Origin of the sequence: Streptomyces sp. NPDC006923, assembly GCF_040635655.1 — a bacterium.
Taxonomy (GTDB): Bacteria; Actinomycetota; Actinomycetes; order Streptomycetales; family Streptomycetaceae; genus Streptomyces.
The window spans coordinates 229,083-251,346 of record NZ_JBEYIF010000008.1 but is presented as its reverse complement, the minus strand read 5'-3'; the positions used below and the strand labels follow the sequence as shown (position 1 = coordinate 251,346).

23 protein-coding genes are annotated in these 22,264 nt (G+C 70.8%); 15 read left to right on the top strand and 8 right to left on the bottom strand.

Features of this window, described 5'->3' with window-relative positions; genetic code table 11:
* Positions 1-52 precede the first annotated feature (52 nt).
* The 3 genes from ABZ707_RS18645 to ABZ707_RS18635 all read left to right on the top strand — a co-directional run bounded on the left by ABZ707_RS18645 (position 53) and on the right by ABZ707_RS18635 (position 2,527).
* Entirely contained in the window at positions 53-655 is a 603-nt protein-coding gene (locus ABZ707_RS18645) for a hypothetical protein (protein ID WP_360175549.1), read from the top strand.
* A complete protein-coding gene (locus ABZ707_RS18640) occupies positions 652-1,686 on the top strand; it encodes a PrsW family intramembrane metalloprotease (RefSeq protein ID WP_360175546.1) in 1,035 nt (344 codons plus the stop codon). Before ABZ707_RS18645 ends, ABZ707_RS18640 begins: the two co-directional genes overlap by 4 nt.
* A gap of 67 nt (positions 1,687-1,753) precedes the next feature.
* On the top strand, positions 1,754-2,527 hold the full coding sequence (locus ABZ707_RS18635) for a glucose 1-dehydrogenase (RefSeq protein WP_360175543.1): 774 nt from the start codon (positions 1,754-1,756) through the stop codon (positions 2,525-2,527).
* A 33-nt stretch (positions 2,528-2,560) separates the two neighbouring features.
* Here ABZ707_RS18635 and ABZ707_RS18630 read toward each other — a convergent pair whose 3' ends face one another.
* Positions 2,561-3,547 (bottom strand): ScbA/BarX family gamma-butyrolactone biosynthesis protein, encoded by a 987-nt coding sequence (locus ABZ707_RS18630; RefSeq protein ID WP_360175540.1) that lies wholly within the window; start codon positions 3,545-3,547, stop codon positions 2,561-2,563.
* Positions 3,548-3,714: 167 nt separating this feature from the next.
* Between ABZ707_RS18630 and ABZ707_RS18625 the strand changes: the two genes are divergently transcribed.
* The 8 genes from ABZ707_RS18625 (at position 3,715) to ABZ707_RS18590 (ending at position 11,131) form a co-directional block, all read left to right on the top strand.
* Entirely contained in the window at positions 3,715-4,428 is a 714-nt protein-coding gene (locus ABZ707_RS18625; RefSeq protein WP_360175537.1) for a ScbR family autoregulator-binding transcription factor, read from the top strand.
* A gap of 212 nt (positions 4,429-4,640) precedes the next feature.
* Positions 4,641-5,390, top strand: a complete 750-nt coding sequence (locus tag ABZ707_RS18620; RefSeq protein ID WP_360175534.1) for a ScbR family autoregulator-binding transcription factor — start codon at positions 4,641-4,643, stop codon at positions 5,388-5,390.
* A 197-nt stretch (positions 5,391-5,587) separates the two neighbouring features.
* The gene (locus tag ABZ707_RS18615) at positions 5,588-6,418 is read left to right on the top strand and encodes an AfsR/SARP family transcriptional regulator (RefSeq protein WP_360175531.1); all 831 of its coding nucleotides are present in this window, start codon (positions 5,588-5,590) and stop codon (positions 6,416-6,418) included.
* A 390-nt stretch (positions 6,419-6,808) separates the two neighbouring features.
* Positions 6,809-7,573, top strand: coding sequence for an SDR family NAD(P)-dependent oxidoreductase (locus ABZ707_RS18610; RefSeq protein ID WP_360175528.1), 765 nt, complete (start codon positions 6,809-6,811; stop codon positions 7,571-7,573).
* A gap of 138 nt (positions 7,574-7,711) precedes the next feature.
* On the top strand, positions 7,712-8,560 hold the full coding sequence (locus ABZ707_RS18605; RefSeq protein ID WP_360175525.1) for an NAD(P)H-binding protein: 849 nt from the start codon (positions 7,712-7,714) through the stop codon (positions 8,558-8,560).
* A gap of 93 nt (positions 8,561-8,653) precedes the next feature.
* Complete coding sequence (locus tag ABZ707_RS18600) at positions 8,654-9,298, top strand: hemerythrin domain-containing protein (protein WP_360175522.1); 645 nt, start codon at positions 8,654-8,656, stop codon at positions 9,296-9,298.
* 60 nt (positions 9,299-9,358) lie between these two features.
* The gene (locus ABZ707_RS18595; protein ID WP_360175519.1) at positions 9,359-9,922 is read left to right on the top strand and encodes an anthrone oxygenase family protein; all 564 of its coding nucleotides are present in this window, start codon (positions 9,359-9,361) and stop codon (positions 9,920-9,922) included.
* A gap of 216 nt (positions 9,923-10,138) precedes the next feature.
* On the top strand, positions 10,139-11,131 hold the full coding sequence (locus ABZ707_RS18590; RefSeq protein WP_360175516.1) for an AraC family transcriptional regulator: 993 nt from the start codon (positions 10,139-10,141) through the stop codon (positions 11,129-11,131).
* Between the two features lie 77 nt (positions 11,132-11,208).
* On the opposite strand, the gene ABZ707_RS18585 is transcribed toward ABZ707_RS18590, so the two are convergent.
* The 6 genes from ABZ707_RS18585 to ABZ707_RS18560 form a co-directional block, all read right to left on the bottom strand.
* A complete protein-coding gene (locus ABZ707_RS18585) occupies positions 11,209-11,904 on the bottom strand; it encodes a 4'-phosphopantetheinyl transferase superfamily protein (RefSeq protein WP_360175513.1) in 696 nt (231 codons plus the stop codon).
* Entirely contained in the window at positions 11,901-12,776 is an 876-nt protein-coding gene (locus tag ABZ707_RS18580) for an alpha/beta hydrolase (protein WP_360175510.1), read from the bottom strand. Before ABZ707_RS18580 ends, ABZ707_RS18585 begins: the two co-directional genes overlap by 4 nt.
* Positions 12,773-13,255: an SRPBCC family protein gene (locus ABZ707_RS18575; RefSeq protein WP_360175507.1), complete on the bottom strand. Its 483-nt coding sequence runs from the start codon at positions 13,253-13,255 to the stop codon at positions 12,773-12,775. Before ABZ707_RS18575 ends, ABZ707_RS18580 begins: the two co-directional genes overlap by 4 nt.
* 124 nt (positions 13,256-13,379) lie before the next feature.
* Positions 13,380-14,885 (bottom strand): FAD-binding protein, encoded by a 1,506-nt coding sequence (locus tag ABZ707_RS18570; RefSeq protein ID WP_360175504.1) that lies wholly within the window; start codon positions 14,883-14,885, stop codon positions 13,380-13,382.
* Between the two features lie 20 nt (positions 14,886-14,905).
* Entirely contained in the window at positions 14,906-16,468 is a 1,563-nt protein-coding gene (locus tag ABZ707_RS18565; protein ID WP_360175501.1) for an NAD(P)/FAD-dependent oxidoreductase, read from the bottom strand.
* A gap of 10 nt (positions 16,469-16,478) precedes the next feature.
* Positions 16,479-17,363, bottom strand: a complete 885-nt coding sequence (locus tag ABZ707_RS18560; RefSeq protein WP_360175498.1) for a class I SAM-dependent methyltransferase — start codon at positions 17,361-17,363, stop codon at positions 16,479-16,481.
* Between the two features lie 189 nt (positions 17,364-17,552).
* On the opposite strand from ABZ707_RS18560, the gene ABZ707_RS18555 reads away from it, so the two are divergent.
* The 3 genes from ABZ707_RS18555 to ABZ707_RS18545 are packed head-to-tail and all read left to right on the top strand — an operon-like array spanning position 17,553 to position 19,561.
* Positions 17,553-17,813 carry a hypothetical protein gene (locus ABZ707_RS18555; RefSeq protein WP_046502425.1) on the top strand — a complete coding sequence of 87 codons (261 nt, stop codon included), beginning with the start codon at positions 17,553-17,555 and terminating at the stop codon, positions 17,811-17,813.
* A gap of 9 nt (positions 17,814-17,822) precedes the next feature.
* Complete coding sequence (locus ABZ707_RS18550; RefSeq protein WP_360175494.1) at positions 17,823-18,809, top strand: ketoacyl-ACP synthase III; 987 nt, start codon at positions 17,823-17,825, stop codon at positions 18,807-18,809.
* Complete coding sequence (locus ABZ707_RS18545) at positions 18,806-19,561, top strand: SDR family NAD(P)-dependent oxidoreductase (RefSeq protein ID WP_360175491.1); 756 nt, start codon at positions 18,806-18,808, stop codon at positions 19,559-19,561. The genes ABZ707_RS18550 and ABZ707_RS18545 overlap by 4 nt, the downstream gene beginning before the upstream one ends.
* 159 nt (positions 19,562-19,720) lie before the next feature.
* Here ABZ707_RS18545 and ABZ707_RS18540 read toward each other — a convergent pair whose 3' ends face one another.
* Positions 19,721-20,632 (bottom strand): bacterial transcriptional activator domain-containing protein, encoded by a 912-nt coding sequence (locus ABZ707_RS18540; protein WP_360175488.1) that lies wholly within the window; start codon positions 20,630-20,632, stop codon positions 19,721-19,723.
* 387 nt (positions 20,633-21,019) lie between these two features.
* Between ABZ707_RS18540 and ABZ707_RS18535 the strand changes: the two genes are divergently transcribed.
* On the top strand, positions 21,020-22,237 hold the full coding sequence (locus ABZ707_RS18535; RefSeq protein ID WP_360175485.1) for an aminotransferase class I/II-fold pyridoxal phosphate-dependent enzyme: 1,218 nt from the start codon (positions 21,020-21,022) through the stop codon (positions 22,235-22,237).
* Positions 22,238-22,264 lie beyond the last annotated feature (27 nt).

The following is a 22,264-nucleotide window of genomic DNA, read 5'->3' as shown; positions in this document are numbered from 1 at the left end:
GTATGAGTCACTGACGCTGCGCGGGAGCCGCGCCTGGCCGACGGTGGGTGACATGGACTCCGTATCGGCCACCCGGCGCTCACCTCCCCGGTCCTTCCGGTCCGCCCGGTGGCCGGTCGTCGGCGTCCTGCTCGTCATGGCCGCCCTGACGGCCGGCTGGCCGCTGATCGACCGGACCCTCGACAACGGCGAGGGCCTGCGGGACGGCACGATCCTGGAACTGGGACCGGGCGACGACATCGCCACCCTGCGAGTGGTGGGCACGGGCTGGACGCTCAGCAAGTCGTCGAGCGACCCCGACTCGGCGTACACGCTGTCCAGGAATGGCGTCGAACTGGTCGCCGACTATGTCGACTTCCCCGGCACCGGCGGGGTCGAAGAGCTGTGGACGGGGCTGCGCAAGGTCCAGTCCGTCGCGGACGGCGACAGCCGCCTGGGCAGTCCCCGGGCGGTCATCAGCGCCGGGGGAGCGGTGGGCCGTACCGGCGCGCTGATCCGGGACGGCCGGGCCGGTACGGCCACCGTGTGGCTCTCGCCCGGGCGGAGTTACGCGGTGGAGGTCATCGTGCTGGCGGAGCCGCGGACCGGGCAGGGCCCGCTGGCCGACGCCACGGCCACGGCCCGCAGTGTCTCCTTCTCGGAGGAGACGCTGTGACGACGGACGTCGCCGCCGCGGCGTACGCCTCCGTGCGCGGGCACCTGCGACGGCGGCCGGTCGCCTGGCTCTGCGCCGTACTGTGCCTTTTGGGCGCGGCGCTGATCATCTTCGAGTTCGCCGCGGTGATCCGGGTCTTTCCCGGCCTGGCGGTGCTGGCCCTCGCGCTGCTCCTGATCACTCTCGGCATCGGCGTGGCCGTGCTGAGGCGGCTGCGGCCCTTCCAGCCACCGCCCCGCGCGTGGACCTGGAGCGCCGTCGCCTGGGGAGCCACCGCGGCGACCGGCTGCGCCATCGTGGCCAATACGGGGCTGGAGGGTATCTGGTTCAAGGAGGCGGGCATCGACTTCGGCTCCCGGTGGGCGGCGGCCCTCACCGCCCCGCTCAACGAGGAACTCCTCAAACTCAGCGGGGTCGCGCTGATCGCCCTGGGCGCGCGGCGACTGGTCCGGGGGCCGCTCGACGGGTTCTTCCTCGGCGCCTTCACCGGACTGGGCTTCCAGGTCGTGGAGAACTGGACGTACGCGATGAACTCCATCCTGGCGAGTGGAGGAGTGAACGGGAGCGCCGATGTCTCACAGTCCTTCACCACCCGGGTCCTGCTGACCGGCCTGGGCTCGCACTGGGCGATGACCGCCGTCTCCGGCACCGGTATCGGCTTCCTGCTCGCCCATGACGGCCGGCCCGCACGCAAACGGATCGTTCCGGCCGTGCTCTGCGTACTGACCGCCATGGCCATGCACTGGTTCTTCGACTCGCCCCTGCTCAGCTCGGTCTGGGGCATCGTCGGCAAAGTGGCCGTCAACTTCCTGGTGGCCCTGGGCTTCTATCTGACCCTGCGGCACCGGGCGCGGCGGCGGGCGCGCGCCTTTCTGCTGTCGCCGGGGACCGCGCTCTCCGTCGACCTGCTCACCCGCCGCTCCCGGCGCCGCGCCCTGCGGAGGGTCCCGCCGACATGGCGACCGGCCGCGCGGGCCCGGACCTCCGCCTACCTCGACGTGGTCGAGGAACACGCGGCGGACAGTACCTGAACGGTTGTCCGGCCCGGAAAAACCGCAAAGTGCTTCGCGACGGACGGCCCACTGGCACAATCCGGCCATGTCGACCAACTCACTCATGCTGACCGGGAAAACCGCTCTCATCACCGGTGCGAGCAGTGGCGTCGGTGCCGCCGCCGCTTCCGTCTTCGCCCGCGAAGGGGCGTCGGTGGTGCTGCTGGCGCGGCGGGAGGAGCGGCTCGCGGCCGTCGCGGAGAAAGTGAGGGAGGCGGGTGGGAAGGCGGAGTACGTGGTGGGTGACGTGGCCAGATCGAGCGATGTGGCCCGGGCGGTGCGGACGGCGGTGGAGTGTTTCGGGGGGCTGGACGCGGCCTTCAACAACGCGGGCCTGGGCGCCCAGCAGACCCCGCTGCATCTGACGGGCGACGACGAATACGAAACGATCATGGACACCAATGTCCGTGGGGTGTGGAACGGTCTGCGCCATCAGATCGCCGTGATGCTGGAGAGCGGCAGAGGCGGTTCGATCGTCAACAGCAGCAGTGTGGCCGGGCTGGTGGCGACCCCGGTCTCCGCCGCGTATGTCGCGGCCAAACACGCCGTGATCGGCCTCAGCAGGGCGGCCGCCGCCGAGTACGGCGCCCGGCGGATACGTGTCAACGCGATCGCCCCGGGCATGGCGGGCAGTGAGGTGGTGAAGGAGTGGTTCGACCGGTATCCCGAGGCGGAGAAGTTACTTCACCGGTCGACCCCGCAGCCGCGCACGGCGGATCCGGTGGAGGTGGCCGAGGCCGCGGCCTGGCTGTGCAGTGAGCGGGCCTCGTTCGTCACCGGCGCGGTCCTGCCGGTGGACGGAGGATTCACCGTGCTGTGAGACGGCTCCCCACCGGCGGGACCCGCTCCGTCCTCAGGAGCCGGGCAGCGGTGCGCTGACGACGCAGCGGAACACCTCTTCGTCCTCCTGGTGGCCGGTCACCAGGACGGAGGGGAGTCCGGCGAAGTCCCCCGGCATGTGCCGCGCCTCGACGCGGCACGGCAGGTCCAGCTCGGCGAAGCGCGGGAACTCCGCGGTGAGGCTGGTCAGCACGGAGTGGCCGTTGCCCAGAAGCGAGTTGGCGGCCTGACGGGCCGCTTCGAGCAGGACCATCCCCGGGATGTGGTCGACCGGGTGGTCGAAGAGGATCGGGTGCCCGGTGTCGGCGCGGAGCCGCCAGACCTGGGCGTCTCCGGTCGGGGACAGCACCACGTCCAGCGGTGTGGAGCGGCCGACGCTCCCCGGTGGGACCGGCGTCCCCAGCGACGGCTTCCGCACGCCGGAGGAGTCGGCGCGCTCTCCGCGCAGCCGGCGGTAGACGGCGGGGGCGACACAGTCGAAGGAGGCGCCGCCGGTGGCGACGGCCCGGCCGTCGCGGTGGACGACGGCCTCGTAGCGCAGCCCGGCGAGTTGGCTGCCGCGCCGCCGTATCCGCGAGCAGGTGACGTCGAGTTCGAGACCGGCGGGGACATCACCGATCGCGAGATGCCGCGGCTCGACGGTGAGGGACAGGTCCCGCATCAGGAAATGGTGTCCCAGGGGCGTGCCGAACTCGGTGTGTGCCAGCAGCGAACCGACCTGGCGGATCGTCTCCGCGGCCAGCAGCGGATCGTGGCAGCCCCGGACCGGGCTGAAGAAGCTGTGCAGTCGCGGCCATTGGGCCGTCACCGCGAAACGGGTCTCGTCGATCCGGTGCCAGCCGGTGAGCAGCACCTCCGCCACCGCGGCGCGGTGCACGAACTCTCTGGGCACCGTGGTGGTGAGCCGTGGCCCTGCCGGGACCCGGCCTCCGGCGCCGGCGGGCCGGGCCGGAGGCTCGGTGCGCGAAGGGCCGTCCATCCGGAATGCCATGTCGGACATGAAGTCTCCCCGTGGAGCACGGATGCGGGACGGGAGGGATCGAGCTCTCCCGGAGCCGGGGAATATACAGACCGCCCGGTTTAGTCGGTAGGCTTGACGTGGAACGGCAGAGGTCTCGTGTACGGGCGGCGCGAAGACCTCTCGTACAGCACGACGGGAGCCCCCGCATGGCGCAGCAACAGCGAGCGATCAGAACGCGCGCTGCGATCCTGGAGGCGGCGGCCTCGGTCTTCGATCAGTACGGCTACGACGCCGCCACGATCGCGGAGATTCTCGCACGGTCGGAGGTCACCAAGGGCGCTCTGTATTTCCACTTCCCCTCCAAGGAGGATCTGGCCCGCGGCGTGCTGCGCGCTCAGACCAGGGATCTTGTCGTGGGCCCGGCCGACTGGAAGGTCCAGGAGCTGATCGATGTGACGATGGTCGTGGCGCACCGCTCGTTGCACGACATGATCCTGCGGGCCGGCACCCGCCTGGCCGTGGAGCAGGGATCGGTCGACTTCTCCGACGACGGTCCCTTCCCGGTCTGGTCCCGGCTGAGCGAGGACCTGCTGGTCCAGGCCAAGGAGCGCGGAGAGCTCCTGCCGTATGTGAATCCGCGAGAGACCGCCGAGCTGCTCGTCGGAGCCTGGACGGGGATCCATGTCTACTCGCGTGTCATGGCCGGCCGTCAGGATGTGGAACGCCGGGTCTCGGTGATGTGGGAACACCTGCTGCCCAGCATGGTGATGCCGCGTCTGCTGCTCGGACTGGACGTGGCGCACGACCGCGGCGCCCGGGTCGAGGCCGCCCGGGTGCTCACCGCGACGGAGACGTCGGAGGCGGCTGATACCACTGAGGCGATGGACCGCGCGGACGGCGGGGAGCCGGCCGGCGGTTGAGGCGCTCCGGCGTCGGCTCCACTGACCCGCGGTGACCGACGGGCTGACGGGGTGTGACCGAACGGCTCCGCCGATTCACGGAGGGGGCCACTCGGTCACCGCTCGGCACGGTTCATTTGATCAAGCCGCTCTCCGGCCGCACTCCAGTAGGTCTTGAGTCGCTCTTGAGTCGCGGGGTCCCTCGGAGAGGGTCCGGCGGACCGGAGTCGCGTATGCCATATACAAACCGCTTCGACGGTTTGTTAATGTCGGGACGCGTACCGCGCATCGCCTTCCGGTCTTCCCGACATCTGGAGACGTTGATGGTCAAGCAGGAGCGTGCCGCCCGTACGCGTCGCTCGCTGATCCGGGCGGCCGCGGAGGTATTCGCACGCGAGGGGTTCGTCCCGGCGTCGCTCACCACGATCAGCCGGCGGGCCGGGGTGAGCAACGGTGCGCTGCACTTTCACTTCGACACCAAGGAAGCCCTGGCCAGGGCCGTTGAGGAGGAAGCCGGCCGGGAGGTCCGGCTCCTCGCGGAGCGCTGCCGGACCGAGGGAGCGGAGACCCTGCAACTGCTTGTCGACGCCACTCACGCGCTGATGCGCGGTCTCGACGAGAGCGTGGTCGTCCGGGCCGGCTTCGAGCTGAGCGGCGACATCTCGCGCACCGGGGGCCTCGACCTGAGACGGCAGTGGCGGCGCTGGATCGAGAGTGTGCTGCGGAGCGCGGCGTCCGAGGGCAGCCTGGCGGACGGAGTGTCGCCGGACGATGTGGCGTGTGCCGTCATGGCGGCAACGGTCGGTTTTGAGGTGCTGGGAGCACGGGACGACAAGGAGTGGATCTCACGCCGTACGCTGGCCCGGTTCTGGGAGCTGATCCTACCGAGAATCGCCGCCCGGCGCGTCCTGGACACCGTGGTGACCTGCGGGTCCTGCTCCCCGGTGGCCCTGCCGGGGCTCTGCGTGGAGAAGCCCGCCTGACCGGCCCGACATGCCCGTATCGCGCCCGGGTCATGATCGAAGAGTGAGATCGATGTACGCAGAGTTAACAAAAAACAGTCTGGACGGTTTGGTATTGACAAACCGTCTGTCCTGTTTTTGAATCCATGCGCAGCAATCGCACCCCGTGAGCGGGCCTCAAACGGTACTGACTTCACCTGCAGGGATTGGGGAGACGCGTGGACATCGACGTACTGGGCGCATTGGCTGTGAGACAGAACGGGAAATCGATCACACCGACGGCGCCCAAGCCGCGGCAGGTGCTCGCGTTACTGGCGCTCCACGCCGACCAAGTGGTGCCCGTGACCGCGCTGATCGAGGAGCTGTGGGCGGGCGGGCCCCCGCGCAGCGCCCGGACCACGCTCCAGACCTATGTCCTGCAGCTCCGGTCTCTGATCGCCACGGCTCTGAAGGACGGGGCCGGTGAGGGCGAGGAGCGGACCGCCAAGGACGTACTGGTCACCCTGCCGGGCGGCTACCGCCTCGACAGCGGCGGCGGGACGAGTGACGTCAGGGAGTTCGACCGGCTCGCCGGTCTCGGTTACCGGGCGATGGACGCGGGCGACCACCCGCGCGCGGCCCGGCAGTTGAGGGAGGCGCTCGCCCTGTGGAGCGGGCCGGCCTTCGCCGATGTGCAGGGCGGGGCCCAGCTCGACATGGAGATCAAGAGACTGGAGGAGAGCCGGCTGTGCGCGCTCGACCAGCGGATCGAGGCCGATCTCCGGCTGGGCCGCCACCGCGAGCTGCTGGCCGAGCTGACGGTGCTCGTCAGCCGATACCGCACCCACGAGAATCTGCATGGCCAGTTCATGCTGGCGCTGTACCGCTCGGGGCGCCGCGGTGAGGCGCTGAACGTGTATCAGCGGCTGCGCGGCACCCTGGTGAGGGAGCTGGGCCTCGAACCGTCCGCGGGGCTCCGCCGGCTGCAGCGGTCGATTCTCATGGCGGGCCCGGAGTCCGCGCCCCCGCCGGCGGAGACGCCCCGCGAACCTCTCGTACGCGTGAGCTGACGCCCCGGGGACGGGCACGCCGCACCCCGCCGTCCACGCTCCGCCGGGCGGCCGTGGAATTAATCTTCCATGCGGAAATCCCCCTCCCGCGTTTTGCGGCCTGGTCGCTTTCCGGTGTCGGGGCCGTCAGGGCGGACGGAAAAGAAATTCCGCCGGAACCGTCGGATGGCCTTCCGGTGCCCCGCCGTGCGCAACGAATTAGCACCGTGGAGCGGGACTTGACGGGTGCTCAAGAATTCAAGGACCGCAGGACGCGCGCGACTAACGTACCCGGCGTCGAAGAGATGCGATTCGACGGGGATTCGGCGAGGTACGGAGGAAAACCGTGGAGATTCATATTCCGGAACGGCCGGGCGCCGGGGAAATCCGGTGAGGGCGCCGAGAAACCCGGTGGCTCTGATCACGGGGGCCACCCGGGGGATCGGTCTCGGCGTCGCACGGGAACTGGGCCGACGGGGCCATCGTGTGTTCATCTGCTCCCGCACGGCCCAAGCGGTGAAGCAGACCGTCGAGGATCTGCGCGCGGAGGGAGTGGAGGCCGAGGGCACGGTGGCCGACGTGCGGGACCGGGCGTCGGTCCGCGCCCTGGTGGGCGCCGTCGTCAGCCTGTTCGGCCCGGTCAATGTCCTGGTGAACAACGCAGGCCGGGGCGGCGGCGGGCCCACCGCCGAGATCACCGACGAACTCTGGTACGACGTCATCGACACCAATCTCAACGGTGTGTTCCTGCTGACCCGCGAGGTGTTGCTGAACGGCGGCCTGGTGGAGGCCGGGCACGGACGCATCATCAACATCGCCTCGATCGCCGGGAAGCAGGGCGTGGTGATGGGAGCCCCGTACACCGCGTCCAAACACGGCGTCGTCGGCTTCACCAGGGCTCTCGGCAAGGAACTGGCACCGGTCGGTGTCACGGTGAACGCGATCTGCCCGGGCTATGTGGAGACCCCGATCGCCGAGCAGGTCCGGCAGGGGTACGCCGCCGCGTGGGACACCACCGAGGACTTCGTGCAGGAGCAGTTCGAGGCGAAGATCCCGCTCGGCCGGTACTCCACCACGGAGGAGGTCGCCGGCCTGGTCGGCTACCTCACGTCGGAGAGCGCCGCGTCCATCACCGCTCAGGCGATCAATGTCTGCGGTGGCATCGGCACCTCCTGAGCCTGGCCGGATCCGGCCCGGTCCGGAGAAGGCCCCGGTCACCGAAGGGCGTTACTGCCGAGGGATCCTGGACGCACGCGTATGGAACTGAGCTTTGCGGCTATGTCGCGTCTCACCGGAGTGGACTTGACTGTACTCATGACTGAGACCACGCAGAACGCCCAGACAGACCAGACAGAGACGAAGACGACCCTGGTCATCGGTGGCACCGGCAAGACGGGCCGCCGGGTCGCGGAGCGGCTCGCCGCGCGGGGCCTGCCCGTCCGGATCGGCTCGCGCAACGCCGACGTGCCCTTCGTGTGGGAGGACCCCGCCACCTGGGAGGGCGCGCTCGAAAGTGTCGGAGCCGTATACGTCACCTACTACCCGGACCTCGCCTTCCCCGGCGCCGCCGAGGCCGTCGGAGAGTTCTCGAAGGCCGCCGTCGCCAAGGGCGCGCGCCGTCTTGTGCTGCTCTCCGGCCGGGGCGAGGAGGGCGCGCGGATCAGCGAGGACAAGCTGAAAGAGTCCGGCGCGGACTGGACGGTCGTCCGGGCGAGCTGGTTCAACCAGAACTTCAGCGAGAGCTTCTTCCTTGAGCCCGTCCTCGCCGGCGAACTGGCCCTGCCGACCGGCGACTCCGTCGAGGCGTTCGTGGACGCCGACGACATCGCCGATGTGGCCGTGGCCGCGCTGACCGACCCCCAGCACATCGGCAAGACCTATGAGCTGTCCGGTCCGCGGCTGCTCAGCTACGGCGATGTGGCCGACGAACTGTCCAAGGCCACCGGCCGGACGATCACCTACATCCCGGTCACCAAGGACGCGTACCGCGCCGTGCTGGCGGAGAACGGCCTGCCGGTCGAGTTCGCGGACCTGTTCGGCATGGTCCTCGACGGGCGCAACGCGCACCTGGTGCACGGTGTGGAGGAGGCCCTGGGCCGCAAGCCCCGCGACTTCGCCGAATTCGCCCGCGACGCCGCCGCGAGCGGCGTCTGGAACGTCTGACCAAACGGTACGTGGCGCCGGCCGCGGAAATCCGCTGCGGCCGGCGCCACCGCCGGGCCCTGAGGAGCGAGGCACCACCATGAGGAGACGGCCATGAGTACCCCCATGTCGAGCGAGCGGGGACTTGCCTCCCTGCCCGGTCACTTCCACGGATTCGCGCTGATGCACATCGCGATGCGCCGTGACGCCCGGCGGCTGCTCGCCGCCGCGCCCGTCCTCACCCGTGCCGGGCTCGCCCCGGCCGGTCTCTGGTGGCAGCAACTGCGCGACATCATCGACTGGCACCACCGCAGCGAGGACGATGTGCTCTGGCCCGGACTGCTCAGGCGGGCCCCCGAGTTCGCCTCCGAGGCGCGGCTCCTCGGCGAGGACCACGCGGTCCTCGACCGGGCCATGGACGGGGTCACCTCGGCCCTGCGGGGTGACGCGCCGGTCGTCCCCGCCGCCACCCGCTTCGACTCCGTCCTCCGCGACCACCTCAGGGACGAGGAGGCGGTGTCCTTCCCCGTGTTCGCCCGGCTCTCGCCGGACGAGTACCTCGCGGTCGAGCGGAAGGTGATCGCCGGCGCCCCGCTGAAGGTGATGAGTTCGCTGCAGCCCTGGATGTTCGACGGTGCGGACAGGCGGTCCGTGGCCCAGGTGGCCGCCACCATCCCGCCACCCGTCCGGCTGATCGGCAACACCGTGCTGCGGCGGCGCTACGAGCGCACCCTCGCCGGCGTGACCAGGCCGTCCTGACCCCGCTGTCCATACCCGCCGCCGCGCCCCCGGCCACGGCGACCGACCCGAGGAAGTCCCATGCACACCGTTCCAGCCGCTCCCGGCGCCCCGCCGGTGCCCCCCGGCCGCGGCGACGCGGCCGCCCGCCCCGTGCTGGTCGCCGCCGCCGTCGGCACCGGACTGATGGCGGGGCTCTACTTCGCCTTCGACGTGTCGGTCATGCCCGGCCTCGCCCGAGCCGACGACCGCACCTTTGTGACCGTGATGCGGAGCGTCAACGAGGTCATCGACAACAGCGCCCTGTTCGGCCTGCTGTTTGTCGGGGTCTTCCTCGCCACGGGGATCGCCGGGGCCCTCCAGCGGCGTCTCGGACATCCGGACGCGGCGCGCTGGACCCGGGCCGCCCTCGCCCTCTACGGACTGTCCGTCGTGGTCACGATGTGCGTCAACATCCCGCTCAACAGGGCGCTGGCCCGGCCCGGTTCGCCGCCGGGATCCACCGGCTTCGGTGCTCTGCGCGGCGGCTTCGAACGGCCCTGGGCCACCGCCAACATCGTCCGCACGCTGGCCTGTACGGCGGCCCTCGGCGCCCTCGGCCGCGCTCTCGTCCTGCACGGCAGGGGTCCGGCCGCCCGGCCCTGACCCACCGGACGGCCGGCCCGCTGCCGGCGTCCGCCCCGGACCGCGCCCGCCCTCCTACTCATTCCCCCGCGGGGAGGGCGGGCGCCCACTCATTCCCCCCGCCCCCCTGCAAGGGAAGGCGGGCTTGCCCCGTCGCTCCTCCTGGGATCCGGCTCCCGCTGAGACGGATCTGTTGAATCCGGTGACCATTCATACGCGGACGTCTAAGGTGATGACATGGACACACTGACCGGTCTGCTCGAAGGTCCGAAGGCCCGCAGCGCGTTCCTGCTCAAGTCGGTCTTCAATCCGCCGTGGTCCCTGCGGGTGGAGGACCGGGCGCCCATCTCCGTGGTGACGATGGTGCGCGGCGACGCGTGGGTGCTTCCGGACAACGGGCGTCCCGTCCAGCTCCGCCCCGGAGATGTCGCGGTGATGCGCGGCCCCGACGCCTACACCATCTCCGACCGGCCCGAGACGGCCGTCCAGATCGTCGTCGGGCCCGAACAGCGCTGCAACACCACCGAGGGCGAGGACGTCACCGAGACGATGGCGCTGGGGGTGCGCACCTGGGGCGACGACACCCGGTCCGGCTCCGCGGTGATGCTCAGCGGCACCTACCAGGCGCCCAGCGAGATCGGCCGGCGGCTGCTGGCCGCGCTGCCCGTCCTGCTTGTGCGCCCCGCCGAAGCCGGCGACAACCCGCTTGTACACCTCCTCGCCGCCGAGATCGGCAAGGACGAGATCGGCCAGGAGCTGGTCCTCGACCGGCTGCTGGACCTGCTGCTCGTCAGTGTGCTGCGCACCTGGCTCGCGGCGCCCGAGTCCGGCGCCCCCGCCTGGTACCGGGCCCAGAGCGACCCGGTGGTCGGTCCTGCGCTGCGGCTGCTGCACGAACAGCCGGGAAAGGCATGGACGGTGGCATCGCTCGCGGACACCGTCGGAGTCTCCAGGGCAGGGCTCGCCCGCCACTTCACCCAGCTCGTCGGGGAGCCGCCGATGGCGTATCTGACGGCCTGGCGGCTCACACTCGCCGCGGACCTGCTGCGCGAACCGGACGCGACCGTGGCGACGGTGGCCCGCCGGGTCGGCTACAGCGGGGCCTTCGCGCTGAGCGCGGCCTTCAAGCGGGTACGCGGTGTGAGTCCCCAGGAGTTCCGCAGGGGCGGCCGGGCCGAACCCGCCGGGCGCCCCGGCGCGCCGGCCCGGACGGTGGTGCTGGACCGCTGACCTCCCGGGAAACGGACCGGACGGGCGCGAACCGCCCAGGACGGTTCACCGGTCGGCCGGCGCCGTACGGCAGGCGCTCACGGGCTCCCGGCGGACGCCTCCTGGATCTCCGGCGCCCATACCCCCACCGCCGCCGTCACCAGGAGGTCTCCGCGCATCAGCCACCGGCCGGCGAAGCGGGTGTACGCGCGCGGAGGCGGGTCGGCCGGGTGCAGCCGCGCGGTGAACGTCCCGGCGGGGCCGAGCCGTACCTCGGCGTCGGCGAATCCCAGCCAGCGCCCCGCGGACGGGAACCACGCCTTGTAGACCGCTTCCTTCGCCGAGAACAGCAGCCGGTCCCAGGACAGCCCGGGACGCCGGCGCGACAGCCGCTCCAGCGCCTCCCGTTCCTGATCGGAGGCGACCAGCCCGAGCACACCGGGCGGCAGCGGAAGCGCCGGTTCCGCGTCGATGCCGAGCGCGGTCACCTCCGCCGACCTGGCCACGACCGCCGCCCGGTAGCCGTCGCAGTGAGTGATGCTGCCCACCACCCCGGCCGGCCACAGCGGAGCGCCGCCGGGTCCCGGCAGCAACGGAGCGGGTGCCACGCCGAGTTCGGCGAGGGAGCGGCGCGCGCAGGCGCGTGCCGTGGCGAACTGCCGCTGCCGCCGGGGCCGTCGGCCCGCCATCAGGGCCGCCTCCTCGGGAAACAGCGGAGCGGGCGCCAGATCGTCGAATGCTTCCGCCGACCTGACGCCCGGGGGCAGAATCTCCTCGATCACCGCGCGGGTCACGCGCGCGACCGGGCGACCAGCCCGGCGACCGCGCGTACGATCTCGTCGGGCCGCTCCAGCGGCAGCATATGGCCGGCGACCGGGAGCAGGTCGAAGCGCGCGTCCGGCAGCGCCTCCGCGACCGCCCTGCCCAGCTCCGGCTTGACGACCCGGTCGTGCTCACCCGCGAGCACCACGGCGGGCACCCGCACCGCCGCCAGTCCCGCGCGCAAATCCATACCGCGCGACGCACGGAAGCAGTCGGCGCGCACCTGCGGCGAGGCCGCCGCGAACATCTGCCGGTTGACCTCCCGCGCGTACGGATCGGCCTTCTTGCCCATCGTCTGACCGAGCAGCCGTCGGCCCAGCGCCGGCCGCCGCAGGGCCCGCGAGAACAGCGCGCTGCCCATCATCCGTACTTCGCCGTCCGGGGTCTCCTGGTCATGCGCGGCGGTGCCCAGGAGAACCAGCCCGCGCAGCCGCCGAGCGCCGGCCGGGTCGGCGGTGGCGTACGCCATGGCGGCGAAACCGCCACCGGAGTGGCCGACGAGCACCGCGTCCCGGGAACCTGTCTCGCCCAGCACGGCGGCCAGGTCCTCGCCGAACCTGCGTACGGAGATCGGCTCCTTGCCCAGACCCGACGCGCCGTGGCCGCGCTGGTCGTACAGCACCACCCGGTGACCGGAGCGGATCAGCCGGTCGGTGACCGTGCTCCAGACCCGCCGGCCGGCCGCCCAGCCGTGCGCGAGCACCACCGTCGTACCGCTGCCGGCCCCGGCGCGCAGCGGGGCGAGGACGGTGACGGCGAGAGCCGCGCCGTCGTCCGTACGTACCGTCGTCTCCCCGGTGGGGGAGAGCGCGGCGGCCGTGGGGGCCGCTGGGGTGCGGCTCATCGCGCCCTCACGCTCCCCGCGAGCCGCTTGTCGAGTGCGGCGAAGGCCGCGAGCGTGGCCTTCGAATGTTCCGCGCCGATGTCCGCGACCTTGGAGATCAGCTTCAGCTTGCCGTGCGGCCGGCCCCGGAAGTGCATGCTGATCCAGGTGCGGCGCCCGTCGTCCAGCGGCTCCAGGACAAAGTCGCCCAAGCCCCGGAAGACACCGTCGACATACTCGACGCCGAGCCGCCGGCCCGGTTCGACCGACCGTGTACGCGCGGTGAAGCGGAGCTTGAGGCCGCCGTTGTCCACGCCCTTGGTGTGCACCGTCACCGCGACCTCGCCGCCCACCACGTCCGGTGCGCCGCTCACGGTCTCGAAGGTGTTGTGCGGGACCCACCAGGCGGCGGCACCGCGGAACTCGGCGACGAGCGCGTCCCAGACGACGTCCGTGGGGGCGTCGACCACCGCCTCGTCGATGATGTCGTAGCCGTTCATGCCAGTCTCCCTGTGTGGGGCGGCGGAGTTGATGGGGAAGGGCGGGAGCGGGGCCCGTGGAGCGGCCCCGCTCCCGTGCGGTCCGGCCGGCGCGGCCGGGACCGTCCGGGCGGGGAGGCCCGGGTCAGTCGAAGAAGCCCTGGCCGGGGGTGAGAACGCCGGCCGGGTCGTAGCGCCGCTTGGCGTCGCGGAGGCCGCTGTAGCGGTTCCCGAAGTGTTTCCTCCACTCCGCCGGGGTCATCCCCGGGATCGCGCCGACGAGATAGCGCTTGGCGCCCAGGGCGACGGCTTTGTCGTACAGCCGCCGGTTCTGCTCCAGCATCCCCGCGATGTCCGGCTCGCCCGGGTGGGGGAAGCGCAGCAGGTCGAAGAGGTAGGCCACCGGCTCGTTCGGCTGCACGGCCAGCGGCCGCTTCAGCTTCGACGTCCGATAGGGGTAGGTGAGCAGGAAGCCGCCGCCGAGGTCGTTCGAGGTCAGGTCGGCCTGCGCGATTTCGAGGAACCGCTTGGCCTTGGAGGCCGGAAGGAACAGGCTCAGCCAGGGCTTGGGCTGGTCCCAGTAGCCCGCCTCCTTGAGGTAGTCCACGTACGCGTCGAAACGGAAGATGTAGTCGCGGAACGGCATGTCGTCGATGACGGCCTCGGCGCGGACGTCCCGCAGCCCCGCGATCAGCGGCTCCCTGGCCGGGGCCGTGCCCGTGTAGACGGCCCCGAGCTCCAGCTTGAAACGCCAGCCCGAGTCGTCGGCGGTACGGAGCATCTCACCGGCCTGCACCTCGAACCGCCCGCCGGCCAGCACCTTCTCCGAGTCGGCGAGATACGCCGCCGCGTCGTCGTAGACGAGGCTGAAGACGACGATCCGCTCCTTGGCCGGGACGAGCTTGACGGTGACGCGGACGATGATGCCCACCTGACCGCCCCCGACCAGCGCGGCGTTGAACAGATCCGGGCGCACCGCCGCGGACGCGGTGACGAGCCGGCCGGTTCCCGTGACGATGTCGAGCGACTCGACGGTGTCGACCGCCAGGCCGTACTTGCCGACGGTGCCGCCGATGCCGCCGACGCTCAGCGTGCCGCCCACCGACAGATGCATGTAGTCGGGCATGGCCGGCGGGGTCTTGCCCTTCGCCATGGCCGCGTCGGTGAGCTGCGCCCAGGTGGCGCCCGCCTCCACCACGGCGGTGCTGGAACCGACGCTGACGACCTTCGACAGACCGCGGGAGTCGATCGAGATCCCGCCCGGGACCGACGCCTGGCCGTAGTTGGAGTGTGATTCGAGGTCGTCACCGGTGCCGCTGCGCCCGTTCGCGGCGATCTTGAGATCGTTCGTCCGGGCGAAGTTGACCATCTTGACGACGTCGTTCACCGAGCCGGGCACCAGCACGGCCCACGGCACGGTGTCCGTCACCAGATTGCCGAAGTCCTTGCTGAACGGCGCGAGATCGGCGCCGGAGGTCTTCAGCGTGCCGTCCAGCGGGGGTACGGGCGTCACATGACCGCCGCCGTGGCCCCGGCCGGACCCGGCCGCCGTGGCCCAGGTCTGGGTGGCCGCGTTCCAGCCCACCACGGTGGCGGCGGTGGCGCCGATCGCGCCCAGGACTCTTCGCCGAGAAGGCGTAGGGGTGCTCATCTGGTCCGTTCTCCCGTTCGTCATACGTGGTTGACGGCCGGTCGCCCGGCGCCGACAGTGGTGGCGAGCCGGTACTCGCCCAGGTCGAAGTGCTTGGTCTGAGCGCGGAACCGCCAGGTGTAGGTCGGCCAGACCGACGGGTTGCGGCCGCTGCTGTCCAGGTACCAGCTCCGGCAGTTGCCGGCGTTCCAGACCGTGCCGTCGAGCCGCTTGTCGAGCCGCGCGTTGTACGCCTTCTGCGCCTCCTCGCGCACCTCGACGCTGGACAGGCCGCGCCGGTCCATCTGCTTGAGCGCGTCCAGCACATAGGCGATCTGCGCCTCGATCATCACGACCTGCGAGGAGTGCCCGAGCGTCGTGTTGGGGCCGAGCAGCATGAACAGATTCGGGAATCCGGCGACGGTCGTGCCGCGGTGCGCGGACATGCCCTCGCGCCAGGCCTCCCGGAGCTGGACCCCGCCCCGGCCCCAGATCCGCTGGGCGACCGGCCGGTCCACCGCACGGAACCCGGTGCCCAGGATGATCGTGTCGACCTCCCGCTCCCGGCCGTCCCTGGTGACCACGGACTTGGCCCGGACATGGTCGATGCCGTCGGTGACGACCTCCACATTGGGCTGCTGGATCGCCGGATAGTACGTGTTGGAGAACAACAGCCGCTTGCACGCCATCACATAGTCGGGTGTGAGCCGCTCCCGCAGCGCCGGGTCCTTGACGCTCTTCCTGAGATGGTCGGAGGCCATCTTCTGCATCTTCCCCGCGACCTTGGGGCGGGCCATGACGAAGGCCAGGATCTCGCGGCCCCACATATTGAAGTTGCGCCGGAAGTTCTGGTAGCCGGGCAGGCCGCGCAGCAGTCTGGCCTGCAACGGGCTGGTGGGCTTGTCGTTCTTGGGGCCGATCCACGGAGGCGTGCGCTGGTAGAGGTCGAGCTGCCCCACCTCGGGCTGGATCTCCGGGACGAACTGGATGGCGGAGGCGCCCGTACCGATCACGGCGACGCGCCTGCCGGCCAGATCGTGGTCGTGGTTCCAGCGGGACGAGTGGAACACCGTTCCCTCGAAGTCCGTGAGTCCCGGCACATCGGGGACGGCCGGCTCACTGAGGTAGCCGGTGCCCGTGACCAGGACCTGGGCGGTGTACTCGCCGCCCGAGGTCTCGATGTGCCAGTGCCGGGTGCGGTCGTCCCAGCGGGCGGCGATCAGCTCGTGGTTGAACCGGATGTGCGGGCGGACCCCGAAGCGGTCGGCGCAGTCGCGCAGATACGCGTACAGCTCGTCCTGCTTGCCGAAGGTGCTCTTCCAGTTCGGGTTCTGGGCGAACGAGAAGGAGTAGAGATGGGACATGACGTCACAGGCGCAGCCCGGATAGGTGTTGTCCCGCCAGGTGCCGCCCACCTCGTCGGCCCGTTCGAAGACCAGGAAGTCGTCGATGCCCTTCTGGAGCAGCCGGATGGCCGTCCCCAGGCCGGAGAAGCCGGTGCCGATCACCGCGACCCGCAGATGACGGGTCGGTCCCCGGCCGGGCGGCTGCTCCGTCCCGTTGCTCACCCCGTCACCGCGGGCGGGTTCGAGAATGCTTGTCACGGCGGCCTCCTCAGCCCCTGCGCGCGATGGTGACGCGGAAGTTGTTGAAGAACTTGTCCTCGAGCGTGTACGCGAAGATGTCGAGGTAGCGTTCGAAGCGGGCCACGACCTCCTCGCCCTCCAGCGCGACGGCGCTCTCACGGTCCGCGGCCAGCCGCTTCAGCCAGGCACGGCACGCCAGGGCGAAGGACTCCCGCTCGTTGACGATCTCCACCACCTCGAAGAGCCCCTCCGCGGCCGCGGTCAGCTCGTGGAGGTGCGGGATGTGCATCCCCTCGAACTCGGAGCGCTGGAGGAACTTCAGGTCGGCGAGCAGCGTCCGGTTCATCGGCTGCGCCTCGGCGGTCATGGTGTGCAGGACGAACTTCGCCCCCGGGTTGAGCGCCTTGTGGACCTGGTTGAAGAAGAAGCGGTAGCGCTTGGTGCGCTCGCGCGGCGCCAGGTTGGAGGAGACGAAGTGCTCCAGCGCGTTGATGCAGAACGCCGCGTCGTACCTCTCGTCCGTCTCGTGGTCCGCCCAGCTCTCCACCCGGGTGGTGACGCGCGGGTTGTCCAGGCCGGCGATGAACGACTCCTGGGTACGGCTCAGGGTGAGACCGACCGCCCGCTGCACGCCGTGGACGGTGGTGAGGCGGTTCAGCATGGTGCCCCAGCCGCAGCCGATGTCCAGGACGCGGCGGGTGCCCGGCGCCCCGGCGAGCTCGGCGAACACGTCGAGCTTGCGCTCCTGCGCCTCGTCCAGCGTGCCGACGAGGTCCTCGCCCTGCTCCCAGTAGCCGCCGGAGTACATCATGGTCGGGCCCAGCAGGAGCCGGTAGAAATCGTTGCTCACCTCGTAGTGGTGCCTGACCGCGTCGACCTCGGGGTCCACGGATCTGGGGGCGACCGTTGTCATCCTCGACCTCTTTCCTGGCGTTGTTCGGCGATCCGCTCGTTCCGGCCGTTGATCCGGTCACGAGGAAAGCGGGTCGCTCGCAACAGATGTGCAAGTCGGCCGGGGGACCGCGGTGTTGCGCCCCGATTGCGCGAGCCGCGCTTCCATGCCTCTCGAAACCGGACGCACCGCGAGAGAGGACCGAAGCTCATGACGCTGCCCACCATCGAAGAACTGGCGAGCCAGCTCGAGGCCGTGTCGGGCGCCCAGGAGGTCAGCCCCGATGCTCCGCTGCAGCACATCGCGGACGTCGACTCGCTGGACCTGATGGAGTGGCTGTACGGGTTCCAGAACCAGTACCCGGACATCCCCGCCGACGAGTCGCTGTTCGCCGACCTCGACGACACGACCACACTGCGGCACGTGTACGAGCGGATCCTCGCGCTCGTCCCGCAGCCGGCGCAGGCGTAGCGAGCGCCCGTGAGCGGCTTCGACATCACCGGGTGGGGCATGGCCGTACCCGAGCGCAAGGTCACCAGCGTGGAGCTCGCGGAGCGTTTCGGCGTCGACGAGAACTGGATCGTCAGCCGCTGCGGCATCCGGGAGCGCCGGGCCGTGGGACCGGGACAGACGACCGCCTCCCTGGCCGTCGAGGCCGGCCGGCGCGCACTGGACAAGGCCGGCCTGACCGGTGGCGACATCGCCCATCTCATTGTCGCCACCGCCACGCCCGAGCAGCCGTCGCCGGCGACGTCCGCGTTCGTCCATCACGAACTGGGCGTCGCCGGCAGCGCGCACGACGTCAACTCGGAGTGCGCGGGGTTCGTCTACGGACTGGTGTCGGCGATGGCGCTGATCGCCGTCGACCCCCGGCCGATCCTGCTGATCGGCTCCGACACGCACACGCTGACCGCCAACCCCGCCGACCGGGACCTGTCCATCCTCGTCGGTGACGGCGCCGGCGCGGTCGTGCTGGTGCCGGGGCCGGAGAACCGGGTCAGGGCGTGGAATCTCGGCGCGGACGGATCCTGCGCCGGCAGCCTGAAAGTGCTGGCGGGCGGCAGCCGGATGCCGACCACCGAGGAGACGGTCCGCGAGGGGCTGCACTTCGCCCAGATCAACGGCAACGAGATCTATCTCAACGCCGTTCGCTACACGGTCCGTACGGTCCGCGAGACGCTGGAGAGCGCCAAGGTCGACGCGGCGGACGTGGACCATGTCATCCCGCACCAGGCCAACATCCGGATCATCAACTCGATCCTCAGCCACACCGGGCTGCGGTCCGGGGCCCTGGTCACCAATCTGGAGCGGTACGGCAACACGGCCTCCGCCTCCATCCCGATCGCCCTCACCGAGGCGCTGGAGGACGGCCGGATCCAGCACGGCGACCTGGTCCTGCTGGCGGGCTTCGGCGCGGGGATGACCTGGGGATCGATGCTCCTGGAATGGGGCGGGGAGAGGAAATGAGCCGTAACAGCGAGCCGGGGAGCCGTCCCGAACAGCCGGTCGCCCTGGTCACGGGGGCGTCCGGCGGGCTCGGGCAGGCACTGGCACTGGAACTGGACGCACTCGGCTGCCGGGTCGCCGTCCACTACAACAGCTCGGAGGCCCAGGCCCGGGCCGTCCAGGAGAAGCTCGGCAACGACTCGGTCGTCGTCACCGGTGACGTCGGCTCCTGGGACGCCGTCACCGCGATGTACGCGCGGATCAGCGAGCGGCTCGGACCCGTCGACGTACTCGTCAACAACGGCGCCATCCGCAAGGACGCGCTGATGGCGATGCAGTCCCCGGCGGACTGGCAGCAGGTGATCCAGACCAATCTCGTCGGTTCGTTCCACACCGCCCGGGTATCCGTGCCGTCCATGCTCCGCCGGCGGTGGGGACGGATCATCAATGTGGTGTCGCCCTCGGGCCTCATCGCGACGGCCGGCCAGACGGCGTACTCCGCCTCCAAGGCCGGTCTCATCGGCTTCACCCGCACCCTCGCCGCCGAGTGCGGCCGGCGCGGGGTGACCGTGAACGCCCTGTCCCCGGGATTCATGATCACCGGTATGACGAAGGACCTGCCCGGCCGGGTCATCGAGGGGATGGAGGACAAGGCCCCCATCCCGCGCTTTGTGACGGTCGAGGAGGTGGCCCGCAGTGCGGCCCTCTTCCTGGACCAGGACTGTATGACGGGCCAGGTCATCAGCATCGACAGCGGGGTCTCGATCACCTGAGAGAGACCAGCTCGGATTGGCTGTCCCCGGAACCCGTACGGCCGGTGCGCGTGCCACAGCGCCCCGGCCGTCCGGCATGCCCCGGCCGTCCGGCAGGCGGAAACCAGTGGCGGCCCGGCACAACTGCCGGGCCGCCCGCGTATGTTCCCCCGCCCTTCGTCAGGCGACATGCCGGTCCGGCGCCGGATGAGTGAGACAGCCGTCGGCGGTCAGCGAGCACGGCCGCGCCGCGGTGGGTCCGGGATCGGGAGCCTCGAACATGCCCATCAGCACCGGATCCAGCCGGGTGACGACCCTGGCCTCGGGCCGCGGCCGAGGATCGGGACTGCGCAGCAACTCCAGATAGGCGGCCTGGCTCTCCGGCGCCGGATCGATCCCCAGCTCCTCCGCGAGAACCTCCCTGAGCTGCTGATACGTACGCAGCGCCTCGGCACGGTTGCCCGCCGTGCGGTGCGCGGCCATCCGGCAGCGGTAGGCGCTCTCCCTGAACGGCGCGCGCCGCACGGCCTCTTCGGCGTACCGCAGCGCGTGGTGCTCGTCGCCGAGCGCGGCCGAGGCCAGACTCGCCGTCTCCAGGGCGGACAGCCGCAGCTCGTCGAGGTGCTCCCGCACACTGTTGACCCACTCGCCCTCGTGGGCCGGCAGGAATGACCCGCGTAGATTCGCCACAGCGGCGGCCGCGAGCTGCTGCGCGACGGCGTAGGAGCCGGTCGCGTACGCCTCGGCCGCCTCCGTCGCCGCCTCCTCGGCACACTCGACATCGACGGCTGCCTCCTCGGGAAGGCGGAGCAGATAGCGGCCGCCCTGGGCGACGAGCGGTGTGACGCCCGGCTGCTGCTGGGGGAAGGTGACAAACGTACGGACCCTGCTGACAACACTGCGCAGGGCCGAGGCCCAGGTGTCCGGCAGCCCGTCGGGCCAGACCGTGTCGGCCAGTTGGTCCCGGCTCGTGCCGCCGGTCCGTTCGAGGATGAGCCGGGCGAACGCGACTTGCGCCTGAGCGCTGGACAGATGCTGTGGCGGAGCCCCTTCGGGCTCGACGGTGACGAGACCAGCAAGTCTGATGAGCACGCTGTACTCCCCGGAGCGGTCGGCTGTGTGCGGGTCGCACCGGCGGCTGCCGCCGGCGAAAGTGTCGGGATTGCGCCAGGGGGCCCGTCAGATCGTCCTTGTGAAGGAGATCTGGACACGCTGTGCATGCCCCCTGCACAAGAAATGGACGATACCGCCAGGCCTTCTCGGTATGTCAACAGTGGCCGGGGAACATTCCCCGGTAATTGGTCGGAGAGTTGGGTTCCGCTTTACGTGCCGTGTCGCGTTCTTCTTGCGTTGCCGGATTTCCCCATTTCACGGCCGTGTTGCGCGCGCCTTGCGCGGCAGTCGTTGAATTGCGTCGCACTGTGAGTCCAGGTTGAGAGGACTCCGGTAATTGTCCGAAACATGGCTGAGGAGACGCACGTGAACGCATCTGGAGGATGGGAACGTCTCGCGCCCAGACTGGACGCGACGCGCCGCCGCGTGCGGTCCCTGGAGTGGGAGCCCGCCCGCCGCAACAGCTTCGTGGCGTACACGGTCGAGCGCGACTCCGCCTACGCCGACCTCGACGGCGAGCGCCTCCTGATGATGTCGGGCTACAGCTACCTGGGCCTGGCCGGCGACGAACGGGTGGTCGCCGCGGCCAAGGCCGCGGTCGACCTCTACGGCACCGGCAACCACGGCGTCCGGGCGCTCGCGGGATCCATCCCGCTGCACGAGGAACTGGAGGCGGAGGTCGCCCGGTTCGCCGGCCGGCAGGAGGCACTGGTCTTCGGCTCCGGCTACGCCGCCAACGTCGGCACGGTCGGGGCCCTGGTCGGTGCCGGCGACACCGTACTGATCGACAAGTACGACCACGCCAGCATCGTCGACGGCTGCCGGCTGAGCGGCGCGACCGTCACCCGCTTCCGTCACAACGACGTCGACCACCTCGACCGGCGGCTCGCCGCCGCGAGCCCCGACGGGATCCGCCTCGTCATCGTCGACAGCGTCTACTCGATGGACGGCGACATCGCCCCGCTGCCCGAGCTGCGCCGGGTGTGCGACGCGCACAACGCCCTGCTGATGGTCGACGAGGCCCACGCGCTGGGCGTCATCGGCGCCACCGGCAAGGGCATCGAGGAGCACTTCGGCCACACGGCCAAGGTCGACGTCAAGCTGGGCACCCTGTCCAAGGCCATCCCGTCCATGGGCGGCTGGGTGGCGGGACCGAGCGAACTGATCGGCCATCTCAAATACGCGGCCAGACCCTTTCTCTTCTCCGCCGCGCTCGGCCCCGCCCAGGCGGCCGCGGCCCTGGAGGCACTGCGCATCCTGGAACGCGAGCCCGAGCGTGTCACCCATGTCCAGCAGGAGTCCGCGCGGTTCCGCCGGACGCTCAACGACGCGGGCATGCGGACGGGAGACAGCGAGACCGCGGTCGTTCCCGTCATCGCGGGCTCCGACGACGCCGCCTACGACTACGCCACCGCCTGCCGCAGGGCGGGCGTGATCGGGCTGCCGGTGGTCACCCCCGCCGTCCCCAACGACCTCGCGCGGCTGCGCATCGCCGTCACCGCCCGGCACACCAAGGCCGACATCGACTTCGCCGCGGAAGCCTTCGTCAAGGCCGCCCACGAGTGCGGTCTGATCCCGGCCTGACCCTCCGCACCGGCCCCTCGCGGCCGC

Coding starts and splice junctions, on each gene's coding strand:
- ABZ707_RS18645 (WP_360175549.1), top strand. CDS start 53: ATGGACTCCGTATCGGCCACCCGGCGCTCACCTCCCCGGTCCTTCCGG.
- ABZ707_RS18600 (WP_360175522.1), top strand. CDS start 8,654: ATGAGTACCCCCATGTCGAGCGAGCGGGGACTTGCCTCCCTGCCCGGT.
- ABZ707_RS18625 (WP_360175537.1), top strand. CDS start 3,715: ATGGCGCAGCAACAGCGAGCGATCAGAACGCGCGCTGCGATCCTGGAG.
- ABZ707_RS18620 (WP_360175534.1), top strand. CDS start 4,641: ATGCCATATACAAACCGCTTCGACGGTTTGTTAATGTCGGGACGCGTA.
- ABZ707_RS18595 (WP_360175519.1), top strand. CDS start 9,359: ATGCACACCGTTCCAGCCGCTCCCGGCGCCCCGCCGGTGCCCCCCGGC.
- ABZ707_RS18590 (WP_360175516.1), top strand. CDS start 10,139: ATGGACACACTGACCGGTCTGCTCGAAGGTCCGAAGGCCCGCAGCGCG.
- ABZ707_RS18575 (WP_360175507.1), bottom strand. CDS start 13,255: ATGAACGGCTACGACATCATCGACGAGGCGGTGGTCGACGCCCCCACG.
- ABZ707_RS18560 (WP_360175498.1), bottom strand. CDS start 17,363: ATGACAACGGTCGCCCCCAGATCCGTGGACCCCGAGGTCGACGCGGTC.
- ABZ707_RS18630 (WP_360175540.1), bottom strand. CDS start 3,547: ATGTCCGACATGGCATTCCGGATGGACGGCCCTTCGCGCACCGAGCCT.
- ABZ707_RS18570 (WP_360175504.1), bottom strand. CDS start 14,885: ATGAGCACCCCTACGCCTTCTCGGCGAAGAGTCCTGGGCGCGATCGGC.
- ABZ707_RS18605 (WP_360175525.1), top strand. CDS start 7,712: ATGACTGAGACCACGCAGAACGCCCAGACAGACCAGACAGAGACGAAG.
- ABZ707_RS18545 (WP_360175491.1), top strand. CDS start 18,806: ATGAGCCGTAACAGCGAGCCGGGGAGCCGTCCCGAACAGCCGGTCGCC.
- ABZ707_RS18635 (WP_360175543.1), top strand. CDS start 1,754: ATGTCGACCAACTCACTCATGCTGACCGGGAAAACCGCTCTCATCACC.
- ABZ707_RS18555 (WP_046502425.1), top strand. CDS start 17,553: ATGACGCTGCCCACCATCGAAGAACTGGCGAGCCAGCTCGAGGCCGTG.
- ABZ707_RS18580 (WP_360175510.1), bottom strand. CDS start 12,776: ATGAGCCGCACCCCAGCGGCCCCCACGGCCGCCGCGCTCTCCCCCACC.